The sequence below is a fragment of the Achromobacter sp. JD417 genome, assembly GCF_041879325.1.
GTDB classification, from domain to species: domain Bacteria; phylum Pseudomonadota; class Gammaproteobacteria; order Burkholderiales; family Burkholderiaceae_B; genus Achromobacter; species Achromobacter mucicolens.
On sequence record NZ_CP087159.1, the window covers coordinates 3,783,266 to 3,808,079 of the forward strand.

25 protein-coding genes are annotated in these 24,814 nt (G+C 67.4%); 12 read left to right on the top strand and 13 right to left on the bottom strand.

Features of this window, described 5'->3' with window-relative positions:
- Positions 1-5: 5 nt before the first annotated feature.
- From LN047_RS17420 to LN047_RS17435, 4 genes are all read left to right on the top strand, one after another.
- Positions 6-956 (top strand): adenosine deaminase, encoded by a 951-nt coding sequence (locus LN047_RS17420; RefSeq protein ID WP_373979706.1) that lies wholly within the window; start codon positions 6-8, stop codon positions 954-956.
- 138 nt (positions 957-1,094) lie between these two features.
- Positions 1,095-2,363 (top strand): carboxylesterase/lipase family protein, encoded by a 1,269-nt coding sequence (locus LN047_RS17425; protein ID WP_373979707.1) that lies wholly within the window; start codon positions 1,095-1,097, stop codon positions 2,361-2,363.
- Positions 2,364-2,445: 82 nt separating this feature from the next.
- The gene (locus LN047_RS17430) at positions 2,446-3,393 is read left to right on the top strand and encodes a tripartite tricarboxylate transporter substrate binding protein (protein WP_279210868.1); all 948 of its coding nucleotides are present in this window, start codon (positions 2,446-2,448) and stop codon (positions 3,391-3,393) included.
- A gap of 185 nt (positions 3,394-3,578) precedes the next feature.
- Complete coding sequence (locus LN047_RS17435; RefSeq protein WP_056324032.1) at positions 3,579-4,382, top strand: aspartate dehydrogenase; 804 nt, start codon at positions 3,579-3,581, stop codon at positions 4,380-4,382.
- A 15-nt stretch (positions 4,383-4,397) separates the two neighbouring features.
- Here LN047_RS17435 and LN047_RS17440 read toward each other — a convergent pair whose 3' ends face one another.
- Positions 4,398-6,233: an ABC transporter ATP-binding protein/permease gene (locus tag LN047_RS17440; protein WP_373979708.1), complete on the bottom strand. Its 1,836-nt coding sequence runs from the start codon at positions 6,231-6,233 to the stop codon at positions 4,398-4,400.
- Positions 6,234-6,370: 137 nt separating this feature from the next.
- Positions 6,371-7,258, bottom strand: a complete 888-nt coding sequence (locus tag LN047_RS17445; RefSeq protein WP_056324027.1) for a LysR family transcriptional regulator — start codon at positions 7,256-7,258, stop codon at positions 6,371-6,373.
- A gap of 111 nt (positions 7,259-7,369) precedes the next feature.
- Between LN047_RS17445 and LN047_RS17450 the strand changes: the two genes are divergently transcribed.
- From LN047_RS17450 to LN047_RS17470, 5 genes are all read left to right on the top strand, one after another.
- A complete protein-coding gene (locus tag LN047_RS17450) occupies positions 7,370-8,227 on the top strand; it encodes an amidohydrolase (RefSeq protein ID WP_373979709.1) in 858 nt (285 codons plus the stop codon).
- Positions 8,224-9,213, top strand: coding sequence for a tripartite tricarboxylate transporter substrate binding protein (locus LN047_RS17455; protein ID WP_056324022.1), 990 nt, complete (start codon positions 8,224-8,226; stop codon positions 9,211-9,213). Before LN047_RS17450 ends, LN047_RS17455 begins: the two co-directional genes overlap by 4 nt.
- A 132-nt stretch (positions 9,214-9,345) precedes the next feature.
- Entirely contained in the window at positions 9,346-9,729 is a 384-nt protein-coding gene (locus LN047_RS17460) for an RNA-binding S4 domain-containing protein (protein WP_062839065.1), read from the top strand.
- Positions 9,729-10,091, top strand: a complete 363-nt coding sequence (locus LN047_RS17465; RefSeq protein WP_175234502.1) for a translation initiation factor Sui1 — start codon at positions 9,729-9,731, stop codon at positions 10,089-10,091. Before LN047_RS17460 ends, LN047_RS17465 begins: the two co-directional genes overlap by 1 nt.
- Before the next feature lie 19 nt (positions 10,092-10,110).
- Positions 10,111-10,461 (top strand): DOPA 4,5-dioxygenase family protein, encoded by a 351-nt coding sequence (locus tag LN047_RS17470; protein ID WP_373979710.1) that lies wholly within the window; start codon positions 10,111-10,113, stop codon positions 10,459-10,461.
- A gap of 4 nt (positions 10,462-10,465) precedes the next feature.
- On the opposite strand, the gene ppk2 is transcribed toward LN047_RS17470, so the two are convergent.
- Positions 10,466-11,623 carry a polyphosphate kinase 2 gene (gene ppk2, locus LN047_RS17475; protein ID WP_253856675.1) on the bottom strand — a complete coding sequence of 386 codons (1,158 nt, stop codon included), beginning with the start codon at positions 11,621-11,623 and terminating at the stop codon, positions 10,466-10,468.
- Positions 11,624-11,768: 145 nt separating this feature from the next.
- Here ppk2 and LN047_RS17480 point away from each other — a divergent pair, with 145 nt between their 5' ends.
- Positions 11,769-12,254, top strand: coding sequence for a hypothetical protein (locus LN047_RS17480; protein WP_226846289.1), 486 nt, complete (start codon positions 11,769-11,771; stop codon positions 12,252-12,254).
- On the opposite strand, the gene LN047_RS17485 is transcribed toward LN047_RS17480, so the two are convergent.
- Complete coding sequence (locus LN047_RS17485; protein WP_373979711.1) at positions 12,229-13,419, bottom strand: PLP-dependent aspartate aminotransferase family protein; 1,191 nt, start codon at positions 13,417-13,419, stop codon at positions 12,229-12,231. The genes LN047_RS17480 and LN047_RS17485 overlap by 26 nt on opposite strands.
- Positions 13,420-13,559: 140 nt before the next feature.
- Between LN047_RS17485 and LN047_RS17490 the strand changes: the two genes are divergently transcribed.
- Positions 13,560-14,582, top strand: a complete 1,023-nt coding sequence (locus tag LN047_RS17490) for a hypothetical protein (protein WP_280003183.1) — start codon at positions 13,560-13,562, stop codon at positions 14,580-14,582.
- Between the two features lie 33 nt (positions 14,583-14,615).
- Here LN047_RS17490 and LN047_RS17495 read toward each other — a convergent pair whose 3' ends face one another.
- From LN047_RS17495 to LN047_RS17535, 9 genes are all read right to left on the bottom strand, one after another.
- Positions 14,616-15,272, bottom strand: coding sequence for a methionine ABC transporter permease (locus LN047_RS17495; protein ID WP_056324005.1), 657 nt, complete (start codon positions 15,270-15,272; stop codon positions 14,616-14,618).
- On the bottom strand, positions 15,253-16,356 hold the full coding sequence (locus LN047_RS17500) for a methionine ABC transporter ATP-binding protein (RefSeq protein WP_373979712.1): 1,104 nt from the start codon (positions 16,354-16,356) through the stop codon (positions 15,253-15,255). Before LN047_RS17500 ends, LN047_RS17495 begins: the two co-directional genes overlap by 20 nt.
- Before the next feature lie 6 nt (positions 16,357-16,362).
- On the bottom strand, positions 16,363-17,124 hold the full coding sequence (locus LN047_RS17505) for a MetQ/NlpA family ABC transporter substrate-binding protein (protein ID WP_373982150.1): 762 nt from the start codon (positions 17,122-17,124) through the stop codon (positions 16,363-16,365).
- Positions 17,125-17,438: 314 nt separating this feature from the next.
- Positions 17,439-17,864, bottom strand: a complete 426-nt coding sequence (locus LN047_RS17510) for a CopD family protein (RefSeq protein ID WP_373979713.1) — start codon at positions 17,862-17,864, stop codon at positions 17,439-17,441.
- 105 nt (positions 17,865-17,969) lie between these two features.
- Entirely contained in the window at positions 17,970-18,911 is a 942-nt protein-coding gene (locus LN047_RS17515) for a DUF2242 domain-containing protein (RefSeq protein ID WP_373979714.1), read from the bottom strand.
- 264 nt (positions 18,912-19,175) lie between these two features.
- Positions 19,176-20,366: an AMZ family class C beta-lactamase gene (gene blaAMZ, locus LN047_RS17520; RefSeq protein ID WP_373979715.1), complete on the bottom strand. Its 1,191-nt coding sequence runs from the start codon at positions 20,364-20,366 to the stop codon at positions 19,176-19,178.
- A gap of 154 nt (positions 20,367-20,520) precedes the next feature.
- Complete coding sequence (locus LN047_RS17525) at positions 20,521-21,837, bottom strand: amidohydrolase family protein (RefSeq protein WP_056323992.1); 1,317 nt, start codon at positions 21,835-21,837, stop codon at positions 20,521-20,523.
- Between the two features lie 92 nt (positions 21,838-21,929).
- Positions 21,930-22,715 (bottom strand): alpha/beta fold hydrolase, encoded by a 786-nt coding sequence (locus LN047_RS17530; protein WP_373979716.1) that lies wholly within the window; start codon positions 22,713-22,715, stop codon positions 21,930-21,932.
- Positions 22,712-23,590: a fumarylacetoacetate hydrolase family protein gene (locus LN047_RS17535; RefSeq protein ID WP_373979717.1), complete on the bottom strand. Its 879-nt coding sequence runs from the start codon at positions 23,588-23,590 to the stop codon at positions 22,712-22,714. The genes LN047_RS17530 and LN047_RS17535 overlap by 4 nt, the downstream gene beginning before the upstream one ends.
- Positions 23,591-23,854: 264 nt before the next feature.
- On the opposite strand from LN047_RS17535, the gene LN047_RS17540 reads away from it, so the two are divergent.
- A complete protein-coding gene (locus tag LN047_RS17540) occupies positions 23,855-24,709 on the top strand; it encodes a helix-turn-helix domain-containing protein (RefSeq protein WP_152384892.1) in 855 nt (284 codons plus the stop codon).
- Positions 24,710-24,814 lie beyond the last annotated feature (105 nt).

A 24,814-nucleotide genomic window follows, 5' to 3' on the forward strand; every position in this document is an offset into this window, starting at 1 on the left:
CACCCATGTACGAATGGCTCAACGCATTGCCCAAGGCGGAATTGCACCTGCATCTGGAGGGCACGCTTGAACCCGAGCTGCTGTTCAAGCTGGCGCAACGCAACGGCGTGGCGCTGCCCTGGCCCGACATCGACGCCCTGCGTGGCGCCTACGACTACAACAACCTCCAGGAATTCCTGGATCTCTATTACCGCGGCGCGGACGTGCTGCGCACCGAGCAGGACTTCTACGACCTGACCTGGGCGTACCTGCTCAAATGCCGCGAGCAGAACGTGGTGCACACGGAACCCTTCTTCGATCCGCAGACGCACACCGACCGCGGCGTGCCCTTCGAGACGGTGTTGAACGGCATCAGCCAGGCCCTGGCCGACGGCGAGAAGCAACTGGGCGTAACCAGCGGCCTGATCCTGAGCTTCCTGCGCCACCTGCCCGAAGAACAGGCCATGCGCACGCTGGAGCAGGCGCTGCCCTACCGCGATGCGTTCATCGCCGTGGGCCTGGACAGCAGCGAGCAAGGCTTTCCGCCGCGCCTCTTTCAACGCGTTTTCGACCGCGCGCGCGCCGAAGGCCTGCCCGCCGTGGCGCATGCCGGCGAGGAAGGCCCGCCCGAATACATCTGGGAAGCGCTGGATCTGCTCAAGGTGCTGCGCATCGACCACGGCGTGCGCGCGGCCGAGGATCCCGAACTGATCGCCCGCCTGATCGACGAGCAGATTCCGTTGACCGTCTGCCCGCTGTCCAACACCCGGCTGCGCGTGTTCGGCCACATGCGCGAGCACAACATCCTGTCGCTGCTTGATGCCGGCGTGAAGGTCACCGTCAACTCCGACGATCCGGCCTACTTCGGCGGCTATGTCAACGAGAACTTCCACGCGCTCCACGAGCACCTGGGCATGACGCGCGAGCAGGCGCAAGCCCTGGCGGACAACAGCCTGGACGCGCGCATCGCCAGGTAGCGCCTTCCAGCCATGCGGGTTGCGCATGGCTCTGTTCGAAACCGGCATGCCCGGCGCGGCACTTTCCTCCCTACCATAGTCCGGCGGCAGCAACGCTTGCCGCCGCTGGACGATGAACAACGAGACAAGGGGCAGGATATGAGTGAACGCGTGAAGGCGGCGCTGCGCAGCGGCACGCTTGCCGGCGAGCGCGACGGCGGCGTGTGCCGCTTCGGCGCCATTCCCTATGCGCAGGCGCCCGTGGGCGAACTGCGATTTGCGCCGCCGCAGCCGGCCAGCTGGCGGGGTGAATTCGACGCCACGGGACTGGGCGCCGTGGCGCCGCAATTGCCCTCGCGCCTGCGCGGCGCCATGGGCGACTTCGATGCCGAGCAATCCGAAGACTGCCTGCACCTGACCGTGTGGACCCCGGCCGCGGACGGCAAGCGCCGTCCCGTCGTGGTCTGGCTGCACGGCGGCGCCTGGCAAAGCGGCGGCGGCGCGCTGGACTGGTACGACGGCTCGCGCCTGGCGCAACGGGGCGACGTGGTCGTCGTGGCCGTCAACTACCGGTTGGCCGCGCTTGGCTGGCTGTACGTGCCGGGGCAGACGGCCAATGCCGGGCTGCTGGACCAGGAGATGGCGATCGACTGGGTGCTGGCCAATATCGAAGACCTGGGCGGCGACCCCGAGCGCGTCACGGTGATGGGGCAATCGGCGGGCGCCTCGTCGATCTGCGCCATGCTGACGCGCCAGCCGCGCTTCTCGCGCGCCATCCTGCAGAGCGCCGCGCTGGGCCGCGGTTTTCGCAGCGCGGCGCAGGGCGAAGCCTTGGGACAGGTCTATCTGCGCGCGGCCGGGGCCGAGTCGCTTTCCGAGGCCCGGAAATTGCCAGTGTCCGCGCTGCTGGCTGCCCAACAAGCACCCGAGGTGGCGCAGGCGTTGCAGGCCGAAGGCAGCAGCCGCAGCCTGTTTTCGCCGGTGCTCGATGGCCAGGTGCTGCCGCTGGACATTGCCCCCGCGCTGTCGACCGCCGCGGGCCGCGCAGACGTGCTGGTCTGCTACACGCGTGACGAGATGGCCGCCTTTCCAGACCATGGCACCGACGCTGCCAGCCAGCAGATGGGCGACGCCGTGTTCGGCGCGCCATCGCGGCAGTGGGCCGGGCACGCCGCCGCGCAAGGCCGAGACGCCTGGCTGGCGCGCTTTGACGTCGCACCGACGGACCGCTTTGGCGCGTGCCATTGCATCGAGCTGCCGTTCGTGTTCGACACCCTGCAAGCCTTTACCGGGGCGCCCATGCTGGCCGGTCTGCCTGCTGCGCATGCAGAGCAGCTTGCCCGCCAGACGCAGACCGCCTGGCTGGCCTTCATCCGGGGCGATGCGCCGGCCTGGCCGCAAGCGCCGCACATGCAGATCCTGGCCTGAGCCCGCCACGCCACCCGCCATGCCGCATCTGGCGCCGGGCTTGCCCCCGCGCCTTGCACACCAACAACACAAGGGGAATTCCATGTTCAAGCAATGCCTTCTTGCGATGGCGCTCGCGCTGCCGCTTGCCGCCACCGCCGCCTATCCCGAAAAACCGGTCAAGATCATCGTTTCCAATCCGCCGGGCGGTCCGGTCGACGTCATGCTGCGCGTCCTGGCGAGCAAGCTGGGCGCGGCCTGGGGCCAGCCCGTCGTCGTGGAGAACAAGCCGGGCGCCTCGGGCATCATCAGCACGGGCGCCCTGGTCAAGTCCGCTCCCGACGGCTACACGTTGGGCATGGTGGTCGCCTCGTCGGTGACCATCGTGCCGTTTGCCGTCGATAGCCTGCCGTTCGACACGCAAAAGGACCTGCAGCCCATTTCGCTGGTGGCGCGCACGCCGTTCATCTTCATCGTGCCCAAAGACAGCCCGCTCAAAACCTGGGAAGACTTCGTGCGCGAAAGCCGCGCGCGCAGCCTGAGCGTGGGATCGTTCTCGATCGGCACCGCATTCCACCTGGTCTGGGAACAGACCGCGCGGCGCGCGGGCATCAAGGCGCTGTACGTTCCCTCGTCATCGTCCGGCAAGACCCAGAACGACCTGATCGGCGGACAGCTGGACGTGGGCCTGGACGCACCGTCCAGTTCGAAGGGGCTGATCGACAGCGGACGGTTGCGGGCATTGGCGATCACCAGCCCGCAACGCTTCGGCGGTCTGCCGGACACGCCCACACTGAAGGAGTCCGGCCTGGACTACGCGCCGCAGCCGTGGATCGGCCTGATGGGGCCGGCCGGCATTCCGAAGGACCGTGTCGCGCAGATCCAGAAGGCGGTCAGCGACATCCTGAAGGATCCCGCCATGCAGGCGCAGATGGAGACCCTGGGCATGATCCCCATCGGCAGCACGCCCGAGGAACTGGCCGCGACAATCCAGGCCGACCGCGCCGAAATGGGACCGCTCATCAAGGAGCTGGGGATCAAGCTGCAATAGCGCCGGCAGAGCCCCGGCGGCTTGCTTGGGGCGCGGGGCCGGCGTGGTTGCGCGGCCTTGCGGGCATCCCGCATTGACGCGTCGCCAGCCGGTGGCTACAGTGGCCGGCAGCCTTGCGGCGCGCTGCCTGCCGCATTCCCGAACCGCCCGCGGTCCTGCCGCGGGTCCAACTTTTTCGGATACCCATGAACAGCTACCGCGTCGGCATCGCCGGCTTCGGCGCCATCGGCCAGGCCGTGGCGCAATCCCTCGATGCCGGCCTGCCCGGCCTGACGCTCGCCGCCGTCGCCGTGCGCGATCCCAGCGCCCCGCCCGCCTTCTCGTGGAAAGACGGCGCGCCCGCCTTCACCACCATCGACGGCCTTGCCGACCACTGCGACGTTGTCGTGGAATGCGCGCCCGCGGCCGTGTTCCGCAACATCGCCGAACCTGTATTGCGCGCCGGCAAGAAGATGGTGGTGCTCAGTTCGGGCGCCCTGCTGCGCCACGAAGACCTCATCGACATCGCGCGCCAGCACGGCGGCCAGGTCATCGTGCCGTCGGGCGCCATTCTGGGGCTGGACGCCATCACCGCCGCGGCCGAAGGCGTCATCCATTCCGTCACGATGATCACCCGCAAGCCGGTGCGCGGCCTGCTGGGCGCGCCCTACCTGACCGACAACAACATCGACATCGAAGGCATCACCGAGCCGCGCCTCATCTTCCGCGGCTCGCCGCGCGAGGCCGCCGTGGGCTTTCCGGCCAATCTCAACGTGGCCGTCAGCGTGTCGCTGGCGGGCATCGGCCCGGATCGCACCACGCTGGAAATCTGGGCCGATCCCTCGCTCGATCGCAACCTGCACCGCGTCGAGGTCGTGTCCGACTCCGCGTCGTTCTCGATGGAAATCCAGAACATCCCGTCGGCCAATCCCAAGACCGGGCGCATCACGGCGCAAAGCGTGATCGCCGCACTGCGCAAGCTGACCGGACCGCTGCGCGTCGGCACCTGAGGGCGGCGCCCCTCTTCAGGCCGCCGCCCGCCGCAACGCGTCGCCGTGGCGCGGCGCCGGCATCGGCCCGACCTGCCAGCGTCCCGTTCCGTCCAGGTCCAGCCGGTGCGTATGGAACGCATCCAACGTGCTGCGATGGCCCACGCTGACCAGCATGCTGTCCGGCAGCGCCTCGCGCAGCAGGCTGTACAGCATGTGCTCCAGCCCTTCGTCCGTGGCCGAGGTGGCCTCGTCCAGAAACACCAGCGCGGGCCGGTTGTACAGCACGCGGGCAAACGCAATGCGCTGCTGCTCGCCCAACGACAGCACGCGTGACCAGTCGTGCACCTCATCGAGCCGGCCGGCCAGATGCCCCAGGTTGACCTGCCGTAACGCATCGGCCAGCCGCGCGTCGTCGGCCGGTTGCGCCAGCCCCGGATACGCCACCGCGCCGCGCAGGTCGCCCAGCGGCAGATACGGACGCTGCGACAGAAACAGCGCGGACGCGCCCTGCGGCCGCCGCACCACGCCGTGGGCGTACGGCCACAGACCGGCCAGCGCGCGCAGCAAGGTGGTCTTGCCGCTGCCCGACGGCCCCTTGATCAGCAGGGCTTGTCCGGGATGCAGGCGCAGATTCAGGTTGTCCAGCAGACAGGCGCCATCCGGGCGCGACACATCCAGGCCCTCGATCTCCAGGCCATCGGGCAGCGTCTGGGTCTGCACCTGCGGCAGCGCACGCGCGGCCTCGTTGGCATCCAGGAATCCATTCAGACGATCCAGCGTCGCGCGGTACTGGGCGAACGTGTCGTAGGAACTGCGAAAGAACGACAGCGATTCCTGCACCTGCCCGAACGCCTGCGAGGTCTGCATGACATCGCCCAGCTTGATCGCCCCGCTGAAAAAGCGCGGCGCCTGCAGGATGAACGGAAACACGACCGCGATCTGGCTGACCGACAGGTTGAAGCCGTCGAACTTCAGGCCCCGGTACACGCGCGCCCACAGATTGGCGATGTAGGACGTGAAGCGCGTCCACAGCGTCGCCCGCTCCACTTCCTCGCCCTGATAGAACGCAACGTTCTCGGCGTTCTCGCGCAGTCGAACCAGCGCATACCGGAAGTTGGCCGTCAGGCGCTCGGACAGGAAGTTCAGCTTGATGAGCGGGCGGCCAATCTTGAACGCCAGCCACGTCGCGACGATGACGTACAGATAAACCACGAACACCATGGCGCGCGGAATCTCCACGCCGCCCAGCGTCAGCGGACCCGACAGCCCCCACAGGATCGCCGTGAAGGCCACCAGCGACACGATCGCGCTGATCGCGCCGATCGCCAGCGTGCGCGACCCCGTCACGAATTGCGCGATGTCCTGTTCGATGCGTTGGTCGGGGTTGTCGACGGGTTCGGCCAGGAAGTGACCGCGGTAGTAGGCGCCCGCGCCCAGCCAGTCGCGCGTCAGCCGTTCGTTCAACCACACGCGCCAATGAATGTCGAAGGCCTGGCCCACGTAGCTGTCGGCCAGGCTGCGCACCACATGCACGGTGGCCAGCACCGCGAAAATCCCCAGGAAGTGCCAGAACACCGACTGGTCCAGCGCCTGCAAGGCACTGTAGAAGCCGTTGTACCAGAACGAAAACAGCACGGTCATGCGCACCGCGAACATCGCCAGGAACAGCAGCAAGGCCAGGGTGAGCATCGGGCGCCAACTGCGCCGGGGCGTCAGGTACGGCCAGGCCAGCCGCCAGAACTTCCGGCCCCAGACCGTGGTGCGCGTCAGGATCAGGGTGACCACCGCCAGCGCCACGGCGGAAATGCCGAACGCGCGCGCAAGCCACAGGGCGCTCTCTGCAAGTTGCTGCTGCCAATTCAGATCCATGAGCCCGGAACCTCGCAATGACGTTCCTGGTTAGACGTCCGGATCCGGCGCAGTTCCGGCAAAACTGCCGCTTTAAGCCTGGCTTAAGCCACCTCCAAGGACATTGAAGGCGCGTTGAAAGCCGAGACGCGATTTCATCAAGTCGGACCGAGGTCCAGGTTGGCGAACAGGTCCGCCAGCGTCGGCACGCTGCGCGCGGGCCAGATCGCGCTCAGGTCGAAACTGGGCAGGCGCTCGCCATCGCGCACCTCGCAAAAGCGCACGCCGCGAAAATCCATGGACCGTATCCAGCTGGGCAGCAAGGCCACGCCGCAGCCGCCCGCCACACACGACAGCACCGTCAACGTGCGGCTGGCCTCCTGGTTGACGTGCGCATCGTGCCCGCCCTTGCGCATGGCATCCAGGATGTCCGCATAAAATGCCGGCAACTGTGACTGCGGGTACATCACCAGACCGGCCTGCGCAATCTGCGCCATCGACACCTGACCGTCGGGCGGCACCTCGAATTCGTCGGGCACGGCGGCCACCAGCCGGTCCCGCAGCAACTGGCGCTCGCGCATGCGGCCGCCCACGGCCACGGGTGTATGCATCAGGCCGATATCGATTTCGCCCGTCTGCAAGGCCTCGGCCTGTTCGGCGTTGCTCATTTCCCGCAGGATGATGCGCACGCCCGGCGCCTGCTGGCGCATCTGGCGCAGCGCGCGCGGCAAGGTGTCAAAAAGCGCGGAGGACACCAGACCGACCGTCAACTGCCCCGCGCTGCCGCGCCCGATCTCGCGCGCACGGCGCGCCGCGGCGTCGATGCGCGCCACGCTGGCGCGTACGTCTTCCAGGATGGCCTGCGCGGCGGGGGTAGGCGTCGTGCCCTGACGCGACCGTTCGAACAGCCGCACGCCCAGGTCTTTTTCCATGCGCGTCAGCGCCTGGCTCAACGCAGGCTGAGCAATGCCCAGCCAGTCCGAGGCGCGGCTGACGCTGCCGTGGTCCACCACCGCCAGGAAGTACCGAAGGTGCCGGGTTTCCATATTGATCCAATATATAAAAAGCGCTTTTCCACAATGGAAAACTATACATCGACTTCCTAGAATCCCGATTTACAGAACATTACATACCGGCAGTGCCGTTCCGCGACCGCCATGCCGAATCAGGAGACTGCTTTGCCCTCGCCGATTCCAGGCGCCGCCGTCGACACCCACGCCCACGTGTTTCACCAAGGCCTCGCCCTTGCCGACACGCGCCGCCACACGCCGGACTACGATGCCACGCTGGCCGAGTATCTGGGCTTGCTGGACGCGCACGGCATGCGCCACGGCGTGCTGGTGCAGCCCAGCTTCCTGGGCACGGACAACAGTCATCTGGTTCAAGCGCTGCGCGCGGCGCCCGACCGGTTGCGCGGCGTGGCCGTGGTGGCGCTGGACATCACCGACTCCGAATTGCAGGACCTGGCCGGCGCGGGTGTGGTTGGCATCCGCCTGAACCTTGTCGGGCTGGACAGCCCCGCATTGCAGACGCCCGCCTGGCAGTCGTTGCTTGCGCGCGTGAATGCGCTGGGGTGGCATGTGGAAATCCATCTGCAGGCCGCGCGCCTGGACGGCGTGATGCCGGCGTTGCTGGCCGCGGGCTGCCGGATCGTGGTCGATCATTTTGGCCGCCCGGATCCCGCGCTCGGCGTTTCGGACCCCGGTTTCCAATATCTGCTGCGCCAGGCGGACAGCGGCCGCGTGTGGGTGAAGCTGGCCGCGCCCTACCGCAACTGGGCCGCTGCCGCCTGCGCGGCTTCCGGCCGGCTGGCCACGCAGCAACTGCTGGACGCCTACACCCCCGAACGCCTGATGTGGGGCAGCGACTGGCCCCATACCGAACATCGCCACCTGGCGTCCTATGCCACGGCAACGCAGTGGCTGGACGCCTGGATCGACGACCCCGCGCAACGGCGGGCCGTGCTTGCCGACACGCCGTTGCAGCTATTCCAATTCAAAGGAGACACTCCATGACCCCTCTCATCAAACGCCTGGCGCAGCGTAGCGCGCTGTTCGCCGCCGCCGGCCTGCTGGCTGGCGCCGCCGGCGCCGCGCACGCCGCCTACCCCGAGCGCGCGGTCACACTGGTGGTGACCTATCCGCCCGGCGGCACCGTGGACGTCGTCGCCCGCCTGATCGGCCCGAAGCTCGCGGCCGAACTGGGCCAGCCCGTGGTCATCGAAAACCGCGGCGGCGCGGGCGGCATGATCGGCGGCGCCGTCGTCGCCAAGGCCAATCCCGACGGCTACACGCTGATGCTGGACGCCTCCAATCACGCGCAGAACCCCGCGCTGCACAGCAAGATGCAGTTCGACACGCTGTCGGCCTTCGCGCCGGTGTCGCTGCTGCTGCGCGTGCCCAACGTGCTGGTCGTGACGCCGTCGTACGAAGTGAAGTCGGTCGCCGACCTCATCAAACTGGGCCAGCCCGATGCCAAGGAGCCGGTGTACTTTGCCTCGGCCGGTCCCGGTTCGGCCCAGCACCTGGCGGGTGAGCTGTTCAACCTGCTGGCCAAGACCCAGTTGCAGCACGTCGCGTACAAAGGCGGCGGCCCGGCCATGATCGACGTGATGTCGGGCCAGGTGCCCGTCATGTTCGCCAGCATGGGTTCTGCCTGGCAGCACGTGAAGAACGGCAAGCTGCGCGCCGTCGCCGTCGGCGGCCTGGAGCGCTCCAAGACCGCGCCCGACCTGCCCACCATCGCCGAATCGGGCGTGCCCGGCTACGAAACCTACGAATGGAACGCCGTGTTCGCCCCCGCCGGCACGCCGCCCGCCATCGTGGAACAGGTGTCGCAGGCGCTGGCCAAGGTGCTGAAGGATCCCGCGATCGCCGAACAGCTTGCCGGCATCGGCGCCGAGCCCATCGGCTCCACGCCTGCCGAACTGGACACGTTCCGCCGCGCCGAGATCGAAAAGTGGCAGCGCGTCGTCAAGGAAGCGGGCCTGAAACTGGATTGAGTACTGCCGGGCCTGCTGGGCCCGGACACCGCGTAGCCGGTTTGCGGCGCTCATGCTGGGCGCCGTTTTTTTTTGCCGCGCGGGCGGGGCTATCATGACGCCTTGGACAGCTTTACCGCAGGAACCCGCTGGATGGACAAGATCCGACTCGACAAATGGCTGTGGGCCGCGCGCTTCTACAAGACGCGCAGCCTGGCCTCGCAGGAAATCGGCAAGGGCCGCGTCTTCGTGAACGGACAGCCGGCCAAACCCGCGCGTGAGGTCGGCGCCGGCGACGTCGTCGCGGTCCGCAAGGAAGACCCCGCGCTGCAGGTGCGCGTCGTGGCCGTGAGCGGCGTGCGAGGCCCCGCGCCGGTGGCGCGCCTGCTGTATGAAGAAACGCCCGAGAGCGTGGCCGCCCGCGAGCGCGCCGCCGAAATGCGGCGTCTTGCGCCGGAACCGGCGCTGGGCATCGACGCGGGACGCCCCACCAAGCGCGATCGGCGTCTCATCGACCAGATGCGGGGCAAGTCTTGATGAAACGCGGCGGCTCAGGCGGCCTGGTCTATTCCACCGAGTCCGGGCGCATGTGCCCGCAATGCCGCCAGCCTGTGGCGCAATGCCAATGCCAGGCGGCCAGCCGCGCGGCCCCGGCGGGCGATGGCGTGGCGCGGGTATCCCGCGAGACCAAGGGCCGCGGCGGCAAGAGCGTGACGCTGGTGCGCGGACTGGCGCTGGCGCCCGACGCCCTGGCCGCGTTGGGCAAGCAGCTGCGGACCGCGTGCGGTTCGGGCGGCACCGTCAAGGACGGCGTGATCGAGGTGCAGGGCGACCACTGCGACCGCATCATCGACGCGCTCACGAAACAAGGCCACCGCGCCAAGCGCGCGGGCGGCTGAACCGGATCAGGACAGAACGATGGAAATTCCCGTGACCGACGTCGCGAGCTGGCATGCCCATGTGTACTTCAACGCGGCAAGCCGCGATGCCGCGCTCGCCCTGCGCGAACGGATCGTCGCGACGTTCGACGGCAAGATGGAAATGGGGCGCTTCCATGAGCGCCCCGTGGGCCCGCATCCGCAATGGAGCTACCAGATCGCGTTCGGCCCCCAGCATCTGGCCGATATCGCCACCTGGCTGACACTGAACCACGACGCGCTGGATGTGTTCATGCATCCGAACACCGGCAATTCGCTGCGCGACCACCGCGACTGCGCCGTGTGGATCGGGCGCAGCCACGTGTTGAACCTGGCTGCGCTGGGCGGCTGAAGCCCTACAACGCGCGACCCACGATCAGCGAATCGATCGCCATCTGCGCGTCGTCGCTCTTGCCCTCGTAAGGCAGGCGGCTCAGCACATAGCGCATGGCGTTCAGCCGCGCGCGCTTCTTGCAGTCGGACTTGACCACGATCCACGGCGCATCGGCGGTGTCGGTGTGCGCGAACATGGCTTCCTTGGCGCGCGTGTAATCGTCCCACTTGTCCAGCGACGCCAGGTCCACCGGGCTCAGCTTCCACTGCTTGAGCGGATGCACCTTGCGCTGCTGGAAGCGGCGGCGCTGTTCTTCCTGGCTGACCGAAAACCACAGCTTGATCAGCGTGATGCCGCTGCTGACGAGGTGGCGCTCGAAATCGGGCGTCTGGCGCAGAAACGCCAGGTATTCGTCCTGCGAGCAGAATCCCATCACGCGCTCGACGCCGGCGCGGTTATACCAGGACCGATCGAACATGACGATCTCGCCCGCGGTGGGCAGGTGCTGCACGTAGCGCTGGAAGTACCACTGGCCCTTCTCGGTGTCGGACGGCTTTTCCAGGGCGACCACGCGCGCCCCGCGCGGATTCAGGTGTTCCATCATGCGCTTGATGGTGCCGCCCTTGCCCGCCGCATCGCGCCCTTCGAACAGGATCACGACGCGCTGGCCGGTTGCCTTGACCCACGCCTGCAGCTTCAGCAGTTCGACCTGCAGCTTGTACTTCTGCTTTTCGTAATTGCGGCGCAGCATGCGGTGGCGGTAGGGATAGACGCCCTCGCGCCAATCTCCTGCCAGTTCTTCGTCGGGGTTGCGGCGCGCCCCCGGCGCCTGCCGGTTGGCATCGAGCAGCGCGCGATGCACGGCCTGCGCGTCATCGGCCGACAGCGCATCGATGACGGTGCGCAGGGCCGCGCGCGCCTCGCCCGGTTCGCCCACCTGGTAGCGGCCGGCGATATCGGCCAGCACCGCCGCGGTCTCCTGCCGCGCCGCATCCTGCCGCGCCGCCACGCGCTTGCTCAGTTCGACGGCGGGCTCGATGGCGGGCTCGGGGGCAGATGCGGCCGCCGTGCGGGCATTCGCCGTGCGCTTGGCCGCGCCCCTGGCCGCGGCGGGGCGCTTGACCGGCGCCGCCGGGGCGGCTTCGTCTTGATCGGGAGCCTGCGATATCTTGTCGGTCATTCGTCCTGTCCTTGCTGCGCCAAAAACTTCAACCCTAGCTTGCGTCAGGGTGCGCGAAATTGATCGGGATCAAAGGTTGTAACATTTTTAGACTGGCCCGCCCGCTTTACACTGCACCTCCCTGTTCCCTCCGATCGCGACACCCATGTGGTCATTCATCAAGCGATGGTTCGCCGGCCCCCCGGCAGCCGAAGACCCCTTGCAGGAAATCGTGCGCTTTGATGACGCCGGGCTGACGCGCTCGGGTGAACTGGCGCGCGCGATGGGCCTGCAGGAATTCTGGCCCTGGCGCGACATTCATGAATTCGGGTTCGTTTTCACGCAGGCGATTTATCCGGACCCGTGGTTCGGCGACTACATGGAAAGCCTGTGGTTCGTCCGCGTGCCCACCGACGGCGGCGGGCTGATGCGGATGGACTTCGACGCGCGCGTGCTGGACATCAATCAGTTGCCCCCCGCCCTGCTCCGCAACCTGCCCGGCCTGGACATGGACGTGTTGCGCGCGGGCCTGGCGACCGCCGAGCGGGGCCTGCGCCACTTCGAGGGCGAAGGCGAGTGGGTGGCCTGGCGGCGCACGGACGCCGCCTCTGCCGACCTGCCCGCCGCTACACGCGATCCAGACCCTGCTTGAGGTCCGCCAGAATGTCCTCGGGCGTTTCCAGCCCCACGGACAGCCGCAGCAATCCTTCGGACAAACCGTAGCGCTCGCGGTCCTCGGCCGAATAGCTGGCGTGGGTCATCGACGCCGGATGCTGGATCAGGGTCTCGAGATCGCCCAGGCTGACCGCAATGCGCGCCAGCTTCAGGCTGTTCAGGAGCGCCTTGCCGGCTGACAACCCGCCCTTCAGCTCGAAGGCCACCAGTCCGCCACCCGCCGCCTGCTGGCGCGCCGCGATGTCCGCTCCCGCCGTGCCGGACAGGCCCGGATAGAACACGTCGGCCACTACCGGGTGCTCGCGCAGCAGCTTGGCCACCTTCAACGCGGATTCGCTGTGCCGCTGCACGCGCAGCTCAAGCGTCTTGATCCCGCGCAGCACCAGAAAGGCCGTGAACGGCGACAGCGTCGCGCCCGTGAAGTAGCGCAACCCCTGCAACCGGATGGCGTCGATATGCGGCTTGCGGCCCAGCACCGCGCCCGCCAGCAGGTCGCCGTGCCCGCCCAGATACTTGGTGGCCGAATGCAGCACGATGTCCGCGCCATGCTCGAGCGGCCGCTGCAGCACCGGCGTGGCGAAGGTGTTGTCCACGATCGTCAACAGGCCCTTGCCGCGCGCGATGGCGGAGATGGCCGCAATGTCCACCAGCCGCAGGTTCGGATTGGCGGGCGTCTCGAAGTACACGGCCCGGGTCTTGGGCCCGATGGCGGCGGCCACCGTCTGGGGCTTGGTGAAGTCCGCGAACACGGCCCGCACGCCAAAGCGGGCCAGCCCCTGCGTGAACAGCGTGAAGGCCGTACCGTAGACAATCTGGTCGACCACGATCTCGTCGCCGCTTTGCAACAGCGAAAACAGGGTGGCCGAGATGGCCGCCATGCCCGAGGCCGTCACCACGCCGGCCTCGGCGCCTTCCAGCGACGCCAGGCGTTCTTCCAGCAGCGCCTGCGTGGGATTGCGCGTGCGGCCGTAGACATAGCCTTGGGCTTCGCCAAGCCGGATCCGGTCAAAGGCCTCGATGCTGTCCTGCGTGTAGGTGGACGTCAGATACAGCGGCGGCGACAGCGCGCCCTGTTCGTCCAGCGGGTCGTAGCCCAGGTGGATGGCGCGGGTCGCAAAACCGTGTTGCGGGTGGTCGGTCATGTCATTGACTCCTGTCATCGGTGGATGCAGACGCGCATCGCGCCTGCCCTGAAATCGGTTCGCGCCGCCGGCCCGCGGCATTGACGGGGCCCAAGCGAGTCTTTACAGTCAAACGCCGTATCCCCGTTTTCACGCGCCACATGAACGACCCGCAAGCGCCCGCCACGGCTGCCGGCCCGGCCGCTCTGGCCACGGCTCCGCCCGAACCCGGCTGGCTCCTGAAGGCCGCCACCTGTCTGGTCTATTCCGCGATGCTGGCGTGGACCGTCTACAGCAGCCGTCCGGAAACGATGCTGGAGGTTGCGCAACTGGCCTTCGGCGGCGCCATGCTCCTGGGCGCCCTGCTGCTCGTCGTCCTGGGCGTCTTTTCCCTCTGGAAACGCTTTCGCACGCCGCGCAACCGCGTGCGCATCATGCTGGGCGCGGGGGTGTTCCTGCTGGCCGCCGTGGCCGTGCCGCTTGCCGAACGCAGCCACGACAACCGCCAGCGCGACATCGCCAACACCGAAATCCGCAAGGCCATCGACGCGCTGCGCATGCAGGCCGGCGGCGGCTCCGGCGTGCCCGAAGACGTGCCGGCCATCGACCCCTCGCCCAAGGCCACGGGTCCGTACGGCGAAATGGAACGGGCCATGAAAACCGTGGCCGGCGAACGACTTGCGCAGCATCGCGCCTACCTGCAGGAACTCAAGGAAATCGGCCTGCCCCGGCTCTTTGACGCCGGCCGGCTGGCGCGCGACTCGGGCCTGATCGAAAGCCGCCTGATTCTGGAACAGGCCGAAAAGCTGGTGCCCGCCTACCGCCAGCAAAGCCTGGACGTGCTGAACGAGATGCCCGCGCTGGTGCGCTCGCTGACCATCTCCGAACCTGAAAAGGCAAAGATTCTGCAGGCGCTGACGGACTCGCGGGCGGCAAGCAACGAGAAACTGCGGCGCGTCTGGGACCTGGAAACGCAGATCCTGCACGAGTTCGGGCTGATGATCACGCTGCTCGATGACAACCGTCAGTTCTGGTACGCGGACCGCAACGAATTGAAGTTCGGCCGCAACGCCGACCTGACGCGCTTTCACCAGCACCAGGACACCGTCAACCGGCTGGCCCGCGAGCAGGAACGGCTGGCGACGCAATCCCTGGCGGCCATGCCGCAGGCGCCGCTGCGCTGAACCGGATAAGCCTTCCATCACGCCACGCATGCGCTAGCGTTTGTGGTCGGCGCGGCGCGACAGCCACTCGCCGGTGAACTGCACGATCGACACCAGCGCGATCAGGATGACGATCACCTCGAACATCACCCGCGTCTCGTAACGTTCGTAGCCGTAGCGGATCGCCAGATCCCCCAACCCGCCCGCGCCCACGGCGCCCGCCATGGCAGACGCGTTGATCATGGCGATCACGCTGACCGTCATGCCACCGATGATGCCCGGCAAGGCTTCGGGCAGCAGCACATGGCGCACGATGTGCCACCGGCGGCAGCCCATGGCGCGCGCCGCCTCGACCAGGCCGTGGTCCACGTCGTTCAGGCTGACCTGCGCAATGCGCGCAAAGAACGGAATCAGGTTCGCCGACAGCGGCACGATGGCCGCCCACGTGCCCAGCGTCGTGCCTACCAGGAAGCGCGTGAAGGGCAGCATCGCGACCAGCAGGATGATGAAGGGGATGGCGCGGAAGGTATTCACCGTGACCGACAACGCCTTGTTCAAGCGCGGACGCGGGTACAGACTGCCCGGCGCGGTGACGGTCAGCACCACCGCCAGCGCCAGGCCGGCGCCTATGGCGATGGCCGCGGAAATGCTCACCATCGTCAGCGTCTGCAGAAATGCCTGCAGGTATTTATCAAGCATCGGTAGCGACATAGCCAAGTACCTTGATCTGATCGGCCACCAGCGCGGCGCGCGCGGCCTCTTCCTGTAATGCGCCCGCGGGCACCGACACCAGCAGGCTGCCTTGCGCGTGGCCGCGCAGCCGGTCCAGTCCGCCGTGCAGCAGCGTCGCGCCTGGCCCCATCGCAGCCAGCGCCTGCAGCGACACGCCGTCGGGCCTGCCCTGGCCGGTAAAGCGCAACCGAAGCACCGCAACGCCAGGATGCCCGTGCAGATCGGGCACCAGCCGTGCCGCCAGGTCCGCCGGCAGCTCGTGCTGCAACGGTCGCAGCAGCGCGCGCGTGGCATCCGCCTGGGGGTTGCCGAACACGCGCCACACCTCGCCCAGCTCGACCTTGCGGCCGCCATCCAGCACCAGCACGTTGTGGCAGACCTCGCGGATCACGGCCATGTCATGCGTGATCAGCACGACGGTCAGGCCCAGCTTGCGGTTGATGTCCAAAAGGAGAGCCAGGATGGATTGCGTGGTCTCGGGGTCGAGCGCGGACGTCGCCTCGTCGCACAGCAGGATCTCGGGCTCGTGGACCAGCGCGCGCGCAATGCCCACGCGCTGCTTCTGTCCGCCGGACAGCTTTGACGGGTAAACATCGGCCTTGTCCCGCAGGCCTACCATCTCAAGCAGCGCCTCCACCCGCGCCCGCGCGGCAGCCGGCTTCACGCCCGCCACGCGCAGCGGCAGCGCGACGTTTTCGGCCACCGTCTTGGCCGACAGCAGATTGAAGTGCTGGAAGATCATGCCGATGCGGCGGCGCAGGCCCACCAGCGCATCCTCGTCCAGGCTGCCCACGTCCACGCCGTCCACGCACACGCGGCCCGCGCTGGGCCGTTCCAGCATGTTGATCGACCGCAGCAGCGTGGACTTGCCCGCCCCGCTGCGGCCGATGATGCCGAACACCTCGCCGCGCGCGATCGAAAACGACACGTCAGATAGCGCCGCAACCGGGCCCGCGGGGCCCTGATACTGCTTCTGCAGGCCCTCGAACACGATGTGCGCATCGCGCGCCGGCGCTTGCGTGGCGCGCATGGCGTCCTGGGGCAGGGAAAGTTCGCGTTGCATGATTGCCTAGAAGACCGGGATCACCGACCCTTCGAACTTCGTCAGGATGAACTGGCGCACTGCTTCGGAGTGATACGCCTTGACCAGCTCGGGCACCCACGGCGCGTCCTTGTCCTTCTCGCGCACCACGATGATGTTCACGTAGGGGTTGTTTTCCTTCTTCTCGACCGCGATGCCGTCGCGCGTGGCGATCAGCCCGGCCTGGTACGCAAAGCTGTTGACGATGGCGGCGGCGTCCACGTCCGGCAGCGAGCGCGCCAGCACCACCGATGCGCTTTCCACGAAATCGAGCTTCTTGGGATTGGACGTCACGTCGGCCAGCGTGGCTGTCCCAGTCGCCGGATCAAAGCCGTCTTTCAGCGTGATGAGACCCTGGTCGCGCAGGATGACCAGCGCGCGCGTCTGATTGCTGGGATCGTTGGGAATGCCCACCTTCGCGCCGTCCGGCAAATCCTTGAGCGACTTGTACTTCTTGCTGTAGAACGCGATGGGCGAGATCAGCGTGTTGGCCACCGGCACCAGCTTGTAGCCGCGCTGCTTGATCTGGTCGTTCAGGAAGGGAATGTGCTGGAAGGCGTTTGCCTCGAGATCGCCGTTATTCAGCGCCTCGTTCGGGCTGGCGGTGCCGGTGATGACGACGGGCTCGACGGCCAGGCCATTTTTCTTGGCCACCTGCGCCACCACTTCCCAGATCTGCTCGTCCACGCCCCCGCGCACGCCCACTTTGAGCGGCTTGGGGTCGGCCGAGAAGGCGGGGCCGTGAAACATGGCGGCGGACGCCAGCACCGCACCCAGCAAGCGCTTGAAGATCGGCGCCCATGCGAAACGCGCGGGCTGCGCGCTGCCGGAAACGGACGCGTCCGCCGCGGCCTCGGCCGCAAAAGTACGAATAGTCATGATGGAATCGCCTCTGAACCCGTGCAGTGATGAGAGGAGACGATTCTAGGGACGGGGCTTGTGCGCGCGAACGACTTGTTCGTTGAGTCGTTATTACGCGGTTGATTCGATATGGCGCGTTGTCATATCGCAGTGCAGGCATGGCGCCCCCGCCATGCGCCGGACCGGCGGTCAGATGTGCCCGTTCAGAACGGTTTGACCACGACCAGCGTCACGATGGCCGCTGCCGCCAGCACGATGAACGGCGCCTGCAGGTCGATCAGGGGCGGCCGCTTGCCGCTGCCGCCGGCCATGCGCCGCAGCGAGGCGCTCTGCATGCCGAGCAAACCGGACAGGCTGATCGCGAAGGCGACCTTGATCCAGATCCAGTTCATCGCAAACCAGCCGAACGTCATGGCCAGGTGCAGTCCGATCAACCAGGTGATGACCATGGCCGGCGTGGTGACGAACAGCGTCCAGCGGCGCAGGACGTGGAGCATCCGGCGTTCCTTGGGCGCGTCGTCGCCGTGCTCGGGCTGCGACGTCAGGAGAAAAAGCGACACGAAGAGCGAGCCCACCAGCCACGCCACGGCGGCCGCCACACGGGCCATTTTCAGGAGTTGGTATGTCATGGGCGGCATTATCGCCGCTCGCGGCCAGCGCGATGCGGCCCGCGGGCCTGCAGTGTTTGCGTTACGGCAAACGCGCCGGCGGTGGATGCGCCGGCGGCAACGGCGTCAATTGCCGGTTTGCGAAGCCGGTGCGGGAGCAGTCGCCCCTTCGGCGGGCGAGCCCGTGGCGGCAGGTGCGGCCGCAGGCGATTGTGCGGCGGGCGATCCCGCGGCGGGCGATCCCGCGGCGGGCGATCCCGCGGCGGGCGATCCCGCGGCGGGCGATCCCGCGGCGGGCGATCCCGCGGCGGGGTCCCCCGAGGCGGGCGTCTTTGCCGCCGGCGCAGACGTGGCGGGCGCTGTAGCGGGCGCCGGCTTGTCGCCGCCGGCCGCGGCCGGGTTCAGCGTGTCGGCCGGCGCATCCGGCGCCACGACCGGATCGGCCGGCGCCGGGGCCGTGGCTGTGGCGGGAGAAGCCGCCGGCTTTGACGCGGCTCCCTTCGGCCGCGCGGACGGCTCGCGCGGCGCGGCGGCCGCCTTGGCGTCGGGCAGGTATCGCTCCAACAGCTGGAAGAACCCGTCATAGAACTTGGGGCGCGTCACCGTCTGGCTTGCCGTCTTGACCAGCGAGTCGTCGCTGCCGCCAAACGGCATCGAGACCTGGCCCAGCACGCTGACCCCCACACTGGCCGAGTTGCCCGTGCGCTTGATCGAATAGCGGTCCTGCACGGCATTGGCGAACACGGTGGCGCCTTCGTGCGAGCTGCCGTCGGGCGCGCACTCCACGTTGAAACTGATCTGCGTATGCTGCCCGTCCTCGCCCTCGAAGTTCTTGTGGCCGGTCACGCGAGACGGTTCGTACTTGTCGATGTTGTACCCCTGGCTGAGCAAGGCGCGCCGGCCCGCGTCGCAGGCGGCGCTGCTGGCCGCCGGCACGCTGCGCGAGTAGGTGTCGCTTTGCGCGAAGTCCTCTCGCTCGTAGACGGGCTTGGGGGAAGAACATCCGGCCAGGACGGCGGTCAGGGTGGCGAACAGGGGAAAAACGATACGGCGGGTGGCGCGTGGCATGAGAGGTCCGGCGTGGAGCAACGACGTGCATTATCCGACAAGAAACCCGGCCATTTATTGGGGACGGAATTGATCGGAGATATGTTGAAACAGGTTCGCATTCCGCCGTTTCCAGGCCAATGGCCGTGTCCCTATATGCGAGGCCGCCTCAGGGAACATCAGGCGTCGTAATTCGTATCGAATTCGATGCGCGGTTCATGACCTGCATGCAACAGGTTTGCCGCGCCAGCGACAGCGACTACGGCATCAACGACGACAGCGCCATCAACGCGCGGCGGCGGGCGCCAAGGGCTGCTTGTCCACCGCCCCCAGGATTTCCGCCGCCAGACGCACGCGCGCGTCGTTCGGGTAATTGCGGTTGGCCAGAATGACGATGCCGAGCTTGCGCGCGGGCACAAACGCCACGTAGGCCCCAAAGCCGTTGGTGGACCCCGTCTTGTTGATCCAGGTCTGGGCCTGCGGCGCCAGCGGCGGCTGCAGCGCCTGGGCCGGATGGCTCTGGCTGTTCAGCGTGCCGGCGTTAGCCGTCAGCAGCGAATCCAGCGGCACGGGATACGGGAACTGCTCCCACACCATGTCCTGCGTCATTGCGCCCACCTGGTAATACCCCACGTGGGTGGCCGCGATGGCGCGGCGGATGTCCTTGTCCAGCACGTCCATGTCCATGCTGGCCTCGACGAAGCGCAGCAGGTCGCGCGCGCTGGTTTTCACGCCATAGGCCTCGGCTGCCAGCACGCCTGGATTCACGCGCACCGGCGCGCCCTGCTTGTTGTAGCCCTGCGCGTAGCGCGACGCCTTGGCGGCGGGCACGTCGATGAACGTGCTGGACAGCCCCAGCTTCGGAAAGAGGTCCTTTTCCATCGCCTGGGCAAACGGCTGCTTCAGGCTTGCAGCCGCCACGACACCCAGCATGCCAATGCTGGGATTGGCGTACGAGCGATACGTGCCGGGCGCATGCTCCGGCTTCCAGGCCTTCAGGTATTGCATCAATTGGGCGTTGTCGCGGACCTCGTCAGGCACCTGCAACGGAAAACCGCCCGTCGTGTGCGTCGCCAGGTTCAACAAGGTCAGCTTGGCGAATTCAGTGCCGGCCAGCTCGGGCAAAAAACGCGCCGGACTGTCGGTCAACTGCAACAAGCCCTTGGCCTGCGCATACGCGGCAAGCGTCACGGTGAAGGTCTTGCTGATCGAGCCCACTTCAAAGATCGTGTCCCGATTGACGGCGCGCCGCGTCTGCAATGATTCGACGCCATAGGTGTAGAAACGCTGGCGGCCTTGGTGCGTCACCGCGATCACCATGCCCGCGATGTCGTGCTGGCGGATGACCGCGCGGGCCGCCTCGTTCACGACGCTGTCGATATAGGGCAGCTCGGAGCGCGCGACAGCCGAACTGGGCAGGGCGCCAAGAAAGCCAGCCGCAAGGAGGCTGGCGCAGAAATATCTACGGGTGAACATGCAGCGTTCTCAAGAAGGGGACGGACCGTCCGGCGGGACCGGCGGCGCGGCGATGCCGAATCGTACCGCGCCGCGCCTGCCATCAGGCGCCCTTCCCCTGCTGCGGCCGACGGGCAGGTCCGCCGACCGGGACGCCAGCCATTGGCGCCCCGCGTCAGGCCAAGGCCGGCTCGGCACGCGACGGCTGGATCGCATCCCTGTGCACCGTGCCGTCCTGCGCCGCGGCGCACGTATCCTTGCACACCTTACCGTCCTTCATCACCAGGACGATCCGGTCCGGATCCACCAGCAGCGACAGGTCGTCCAACGGGTTGCCGTCCACCATGACGACGTCGGCCATGTAGCCGGGACGCAACATGCCCAGCTCGTCGGGCCGCTGCATGATCTGCCCGCCCAGTCGCGTGGCCGCCACCAAGGCCTCGACCGGCGTCATGCCGATGTAGTCGACGAAGTATTGAAGGTCGTTGGCGTTCGTGCCATGCGGCATCCACGCAAAGCCGTAGTCACCGCCCGGCAGGATGCGTATGCCGCGCTTGTGCATCTTGCGCAGGCTTTCCGAGGCGATCTCCAGCTCGCGCTTGTAGCCCATGCTTTCCGCGATCGCGGGCGTGATCCCGTAATCGGACGCGTGGTAGGCCGTGCGCACCAGCCAGCCGATGCCGGGCGCGACAAAGTGCCTGTCCTTGTTGGCTTCCAGCATGTCCAGCGCTTCGTCGTCCGCGAAGCTGGCGTGATAGACCATCTCGATGCCATGTCGCACGCATTGCTTGACCGACTCGCTGGACCGGGCGTGCGCTGCGATCCGCTTGCCGTAACGCTTGGCCTCGGACGCCAGCATCGCGATTTCATCTTCCGCGAAGGGCGACATCTCGGCCGGCAGGCCCGCGATGTATTCGCCCGACAGATTGATCTTCAGGTGGTCGACGCCGTACTTGATGAACGTGCGGACCGAACGGCGGATTTCCTCCGGGCCGCTGCAGACGCTGCCAAAGCTCAGCTCTTCGAAATGCATATGCGGCAGGGTGTTGTCGCCCAGCGCGCCGATGGTCGTGATCTCCTGGCTGCCGGCAAGATAGCGGGGCCCCGGGCACTCTCCGGCCTCGATTGCATTGCGCAGCACCACGTCCAGTCGCGGCTTGGCCGCCGCGGCGCCGATGGCGGAGGTCCAGCCCATTTCCAGGTAGCGCTTGGCCACGCGCACACACCACAAGATATGTTCCTCGGGCGGCATGAACTGGATGGCGGCCAACGTGGGCTGGTCGTTCCAAGAGAAATGCGTGTGCGCTTCGGTCATGCCTGGCATCAGGAAACGACCCTTGCCGTCGACCATGCGCGCGCCGTCCCGATTGACCCGGCCGGGCAGGCGCGCCACCTCGGCGATGCGCCCGCCATCGATCAGCAACTCGCCGTCAAAGACGTCATCGCCGCTTCCATCAAAGATGACAACGTTGGTAATCGCAATTCTGGACATGAGTGGTCTCCTCCCGGACCGCGCGGGGCCGGAATTTTTATGAAAAGTACTGATGCGGGTTGAGGGCCGCGGATCTGCCCGGCAGGCGGGTGTTAGCCCGGCAGATCCGCATGAAACGCCTGGAACGCGGCGATGCAGGCGCCGGGCTGCTCGAACGTCGTCCAATGGCCGCAGCCTTGCACGACGGTGCAGCGGCTGCCCGGGATGCGCGCGGCCATTGCTTTTACGTGCGCGGGCGGCGCGACGCCGTCCTCGTCGCCCGTCACCAGCAGCACCGGCACGCCCAGCCGTTCCAGATCCGCGGCGCGCGCGTCGGCCAGCGCTTCGCAGCTTTGGGCATACCCTTCGGGCGGCTGCCGCATCACGCTCTCCCTGACCAGCGCCAGCACCGCGGGCTGTTCCGCCTTGGTGCGGCTGCTGGTGGCGCCCTTGACGATGGCGTCGGCAATTTCCTGCAGGGCCGGTGCGCCCTGGCGGGCCAGCGCCGCCCGCGCCCGGATGCCGGGCCGGCCCGCTTCGGGGGGCTCGGCAAGCGGGCCGAAAAGCGCCAGCGAGCGGACCTGTGCGGGGGCTTTAAGCGCAAGATGCTGCGCGACGATGGTCCCCAGCGAATGCGCCGACACATGCACGGGGCCGCAATCCAGCTCTTCAAGCATGCGCGCCAGCGCGTCGACGTAGCCCGCGATCGACAGGGTGTCGTCCGGCAGTGGCGATCGGGCGCTGCCCGGCAGGTCCGGGCGGATGACACGGAAGCCCGTCAGGGCGGCCATCAGCGGCGTCCACGTATTGGACGAGCCGCCCAGCCCGTGGATGCACAGCAGCGCGGGGCCGTCGCCGTCGATTTCCACCGACAGGCCCTTGATGTTTTGTGTAGTCATGCCGGCGCTCCCACGAATTCGTTCTCGATGCTTCCCAACCCCTCGACCTCCACCCGCACCACATCGCCCGCGGCCAGATACCGGGGCGGCGTCATGCCCATGCCGACCCCTGCCGGCGTCCCGGTGGCGATCACGTCCCCCGGATAAAGCGTGATGCCGCGCGAGATCGTCTCGATCAACGCCGGGATGTCGAAGATCATGTTCTCGGTGGACCCGTCCTGCCGCAACTCCCCGTTCACCCAGCAGCGCACACGTGTCCTTGCGCCATCGAACGCATCGGCCGTGACGATCCACGGCCCCATCGGACAGAAGGTGTCGAACGACTTGCCCATGTCCCACTGCTGATGCCGCATCTGCACGTCCCGGGCGGTGACGTCGTTGATGACGGTGTAGCCAAAGACATGATCCAGGGCCTCGCCGCGCGCGATGTTCTTGCCCGTCTTGCCGATGACCACGCCCAGCTCGGCCTCGTAGTCGATCTGCGCGGACACGCCAACCGGCAGCAGGACTTGCGCCCGCGGTCCCACCACGCATTCCGGCACTTTGGTGAAGACGATGGGCCAGGCCGCCGGGTTGGCGTCGTTGTCCTTGAAGACGGACGCGGACAACTCCTTGGCGTGTGCGTGATAGTTGCGCCCGACGCACCACAGGTTGCGCCGCGGACGGGGCAGCGGCGCCCGCAAGACGACGTCCGACAGGCGCAGCGGTGTCAGCGTGGCGGGCAGCGGACGGCCCGCCGCGAGGTGATCAATCACGGCCTGCGCGCCGAGCTGCCTGCCCGCGTCGTCCAGCGCCAGCGGCGCGACCGTCACGCCGTCCTCCGACACCAGCCCGACGCCGGGCTCTCCATTCATCAAGAAACTTGCAATGCGCACCGCGGTCTCCTTCGTGCTTCTGAAAGTCGGCGAGCGGGTGGATGCGTCGCCATCAGTCACGACTTTAGGAGCGCGGCTGGGGCTGCGCTTATCGATCGGTGCGGGAACTTATCGCAGAGTCAGATCGCGTGCTAGGTGTATACACCTAGAGCCCGGCAATGCCTGAAATCGCGCCCATAAAATTCCCGCAAATGGCCTCGGTGGACAGGGGCACCGGCGAGAGTCAGCGCGCTCATCGCCCGATCAGAAATTGGGAGACAACGCATGCAGGAAACTTACGCCTTGCACGAGGGCGCATTCGGCCGCGCGGTCGTGCTGGAGCTCCGCGGGGACCTCATCGCGCATGCGCACGCGGAAATGCAGCTGGCCCTTTGGCTGGGTGGCGCCCGGGCCGAAGCGCACGTCGGCTCGAAACTGGTTCGCTACAGCGAACAGCTTGCGCTGGGCACGAACACCTATGAGTCCCATGATGCCCGCCTGCTCGACCGTTCTGGTCCGGCCGTCTTCCTTGTCCTGTACATTGCCAAGCCCTGGCTGGACGAGCGCCGCGCCGCCACCGGCAGGCCATTCCATTTCACCGCGCCAGGCGTGCCCATCGACCCGGCGGTGCGCCAGACCTGTTGGAGCCTGCTCGACAAGATCGTCGCGCCGCAGGACCACCCGCGCGCCGACATCGACGCGGAAGTCGAGGCGCTGCTGCATGCGGCAATCGAATCATCTTCCCAGGCGGGCCGCCCGTCCGGCCCCGCGCCCCGACCGCAGACGCTGGACCGGCGGCTTCGCACCGCGATCCTGTACATGCGAGACAACGTGCACGAACCGGTTGCGGTGGAAGACATCGCCAGCAAGGTGGGACTATCGCGCGGCCATTTCTTCGCGTTATTCCGGGACCAGCTCAACACCACGCCGCAGGTCTTCTGGAGCGCGGTGCGTGTGGAAGAAGCCGTGCGCAGGCTGGTCCAGCAGGAACAGCCGCTGACCTCGGTGGCGATGGACCTGGGCTTTTCCACGCCCGGCAATTTTTCGCGCTTCTTTCGCGATCACATGGGGGTTTCGCCGTCGCGCTTTCGGCGAGCGGCGACGGGTTCCGCGCCGCATCTATTGACTGGAATTCCCTGAAGGAGAAAGTCGCGCAGGTGATGGCGCTACGACTCGCCGCGCACGCTGCATCGATCCACGCCGTCGACCCGTCCGTCGGCACCGGCGGCGCCCCGGCCATCAGCC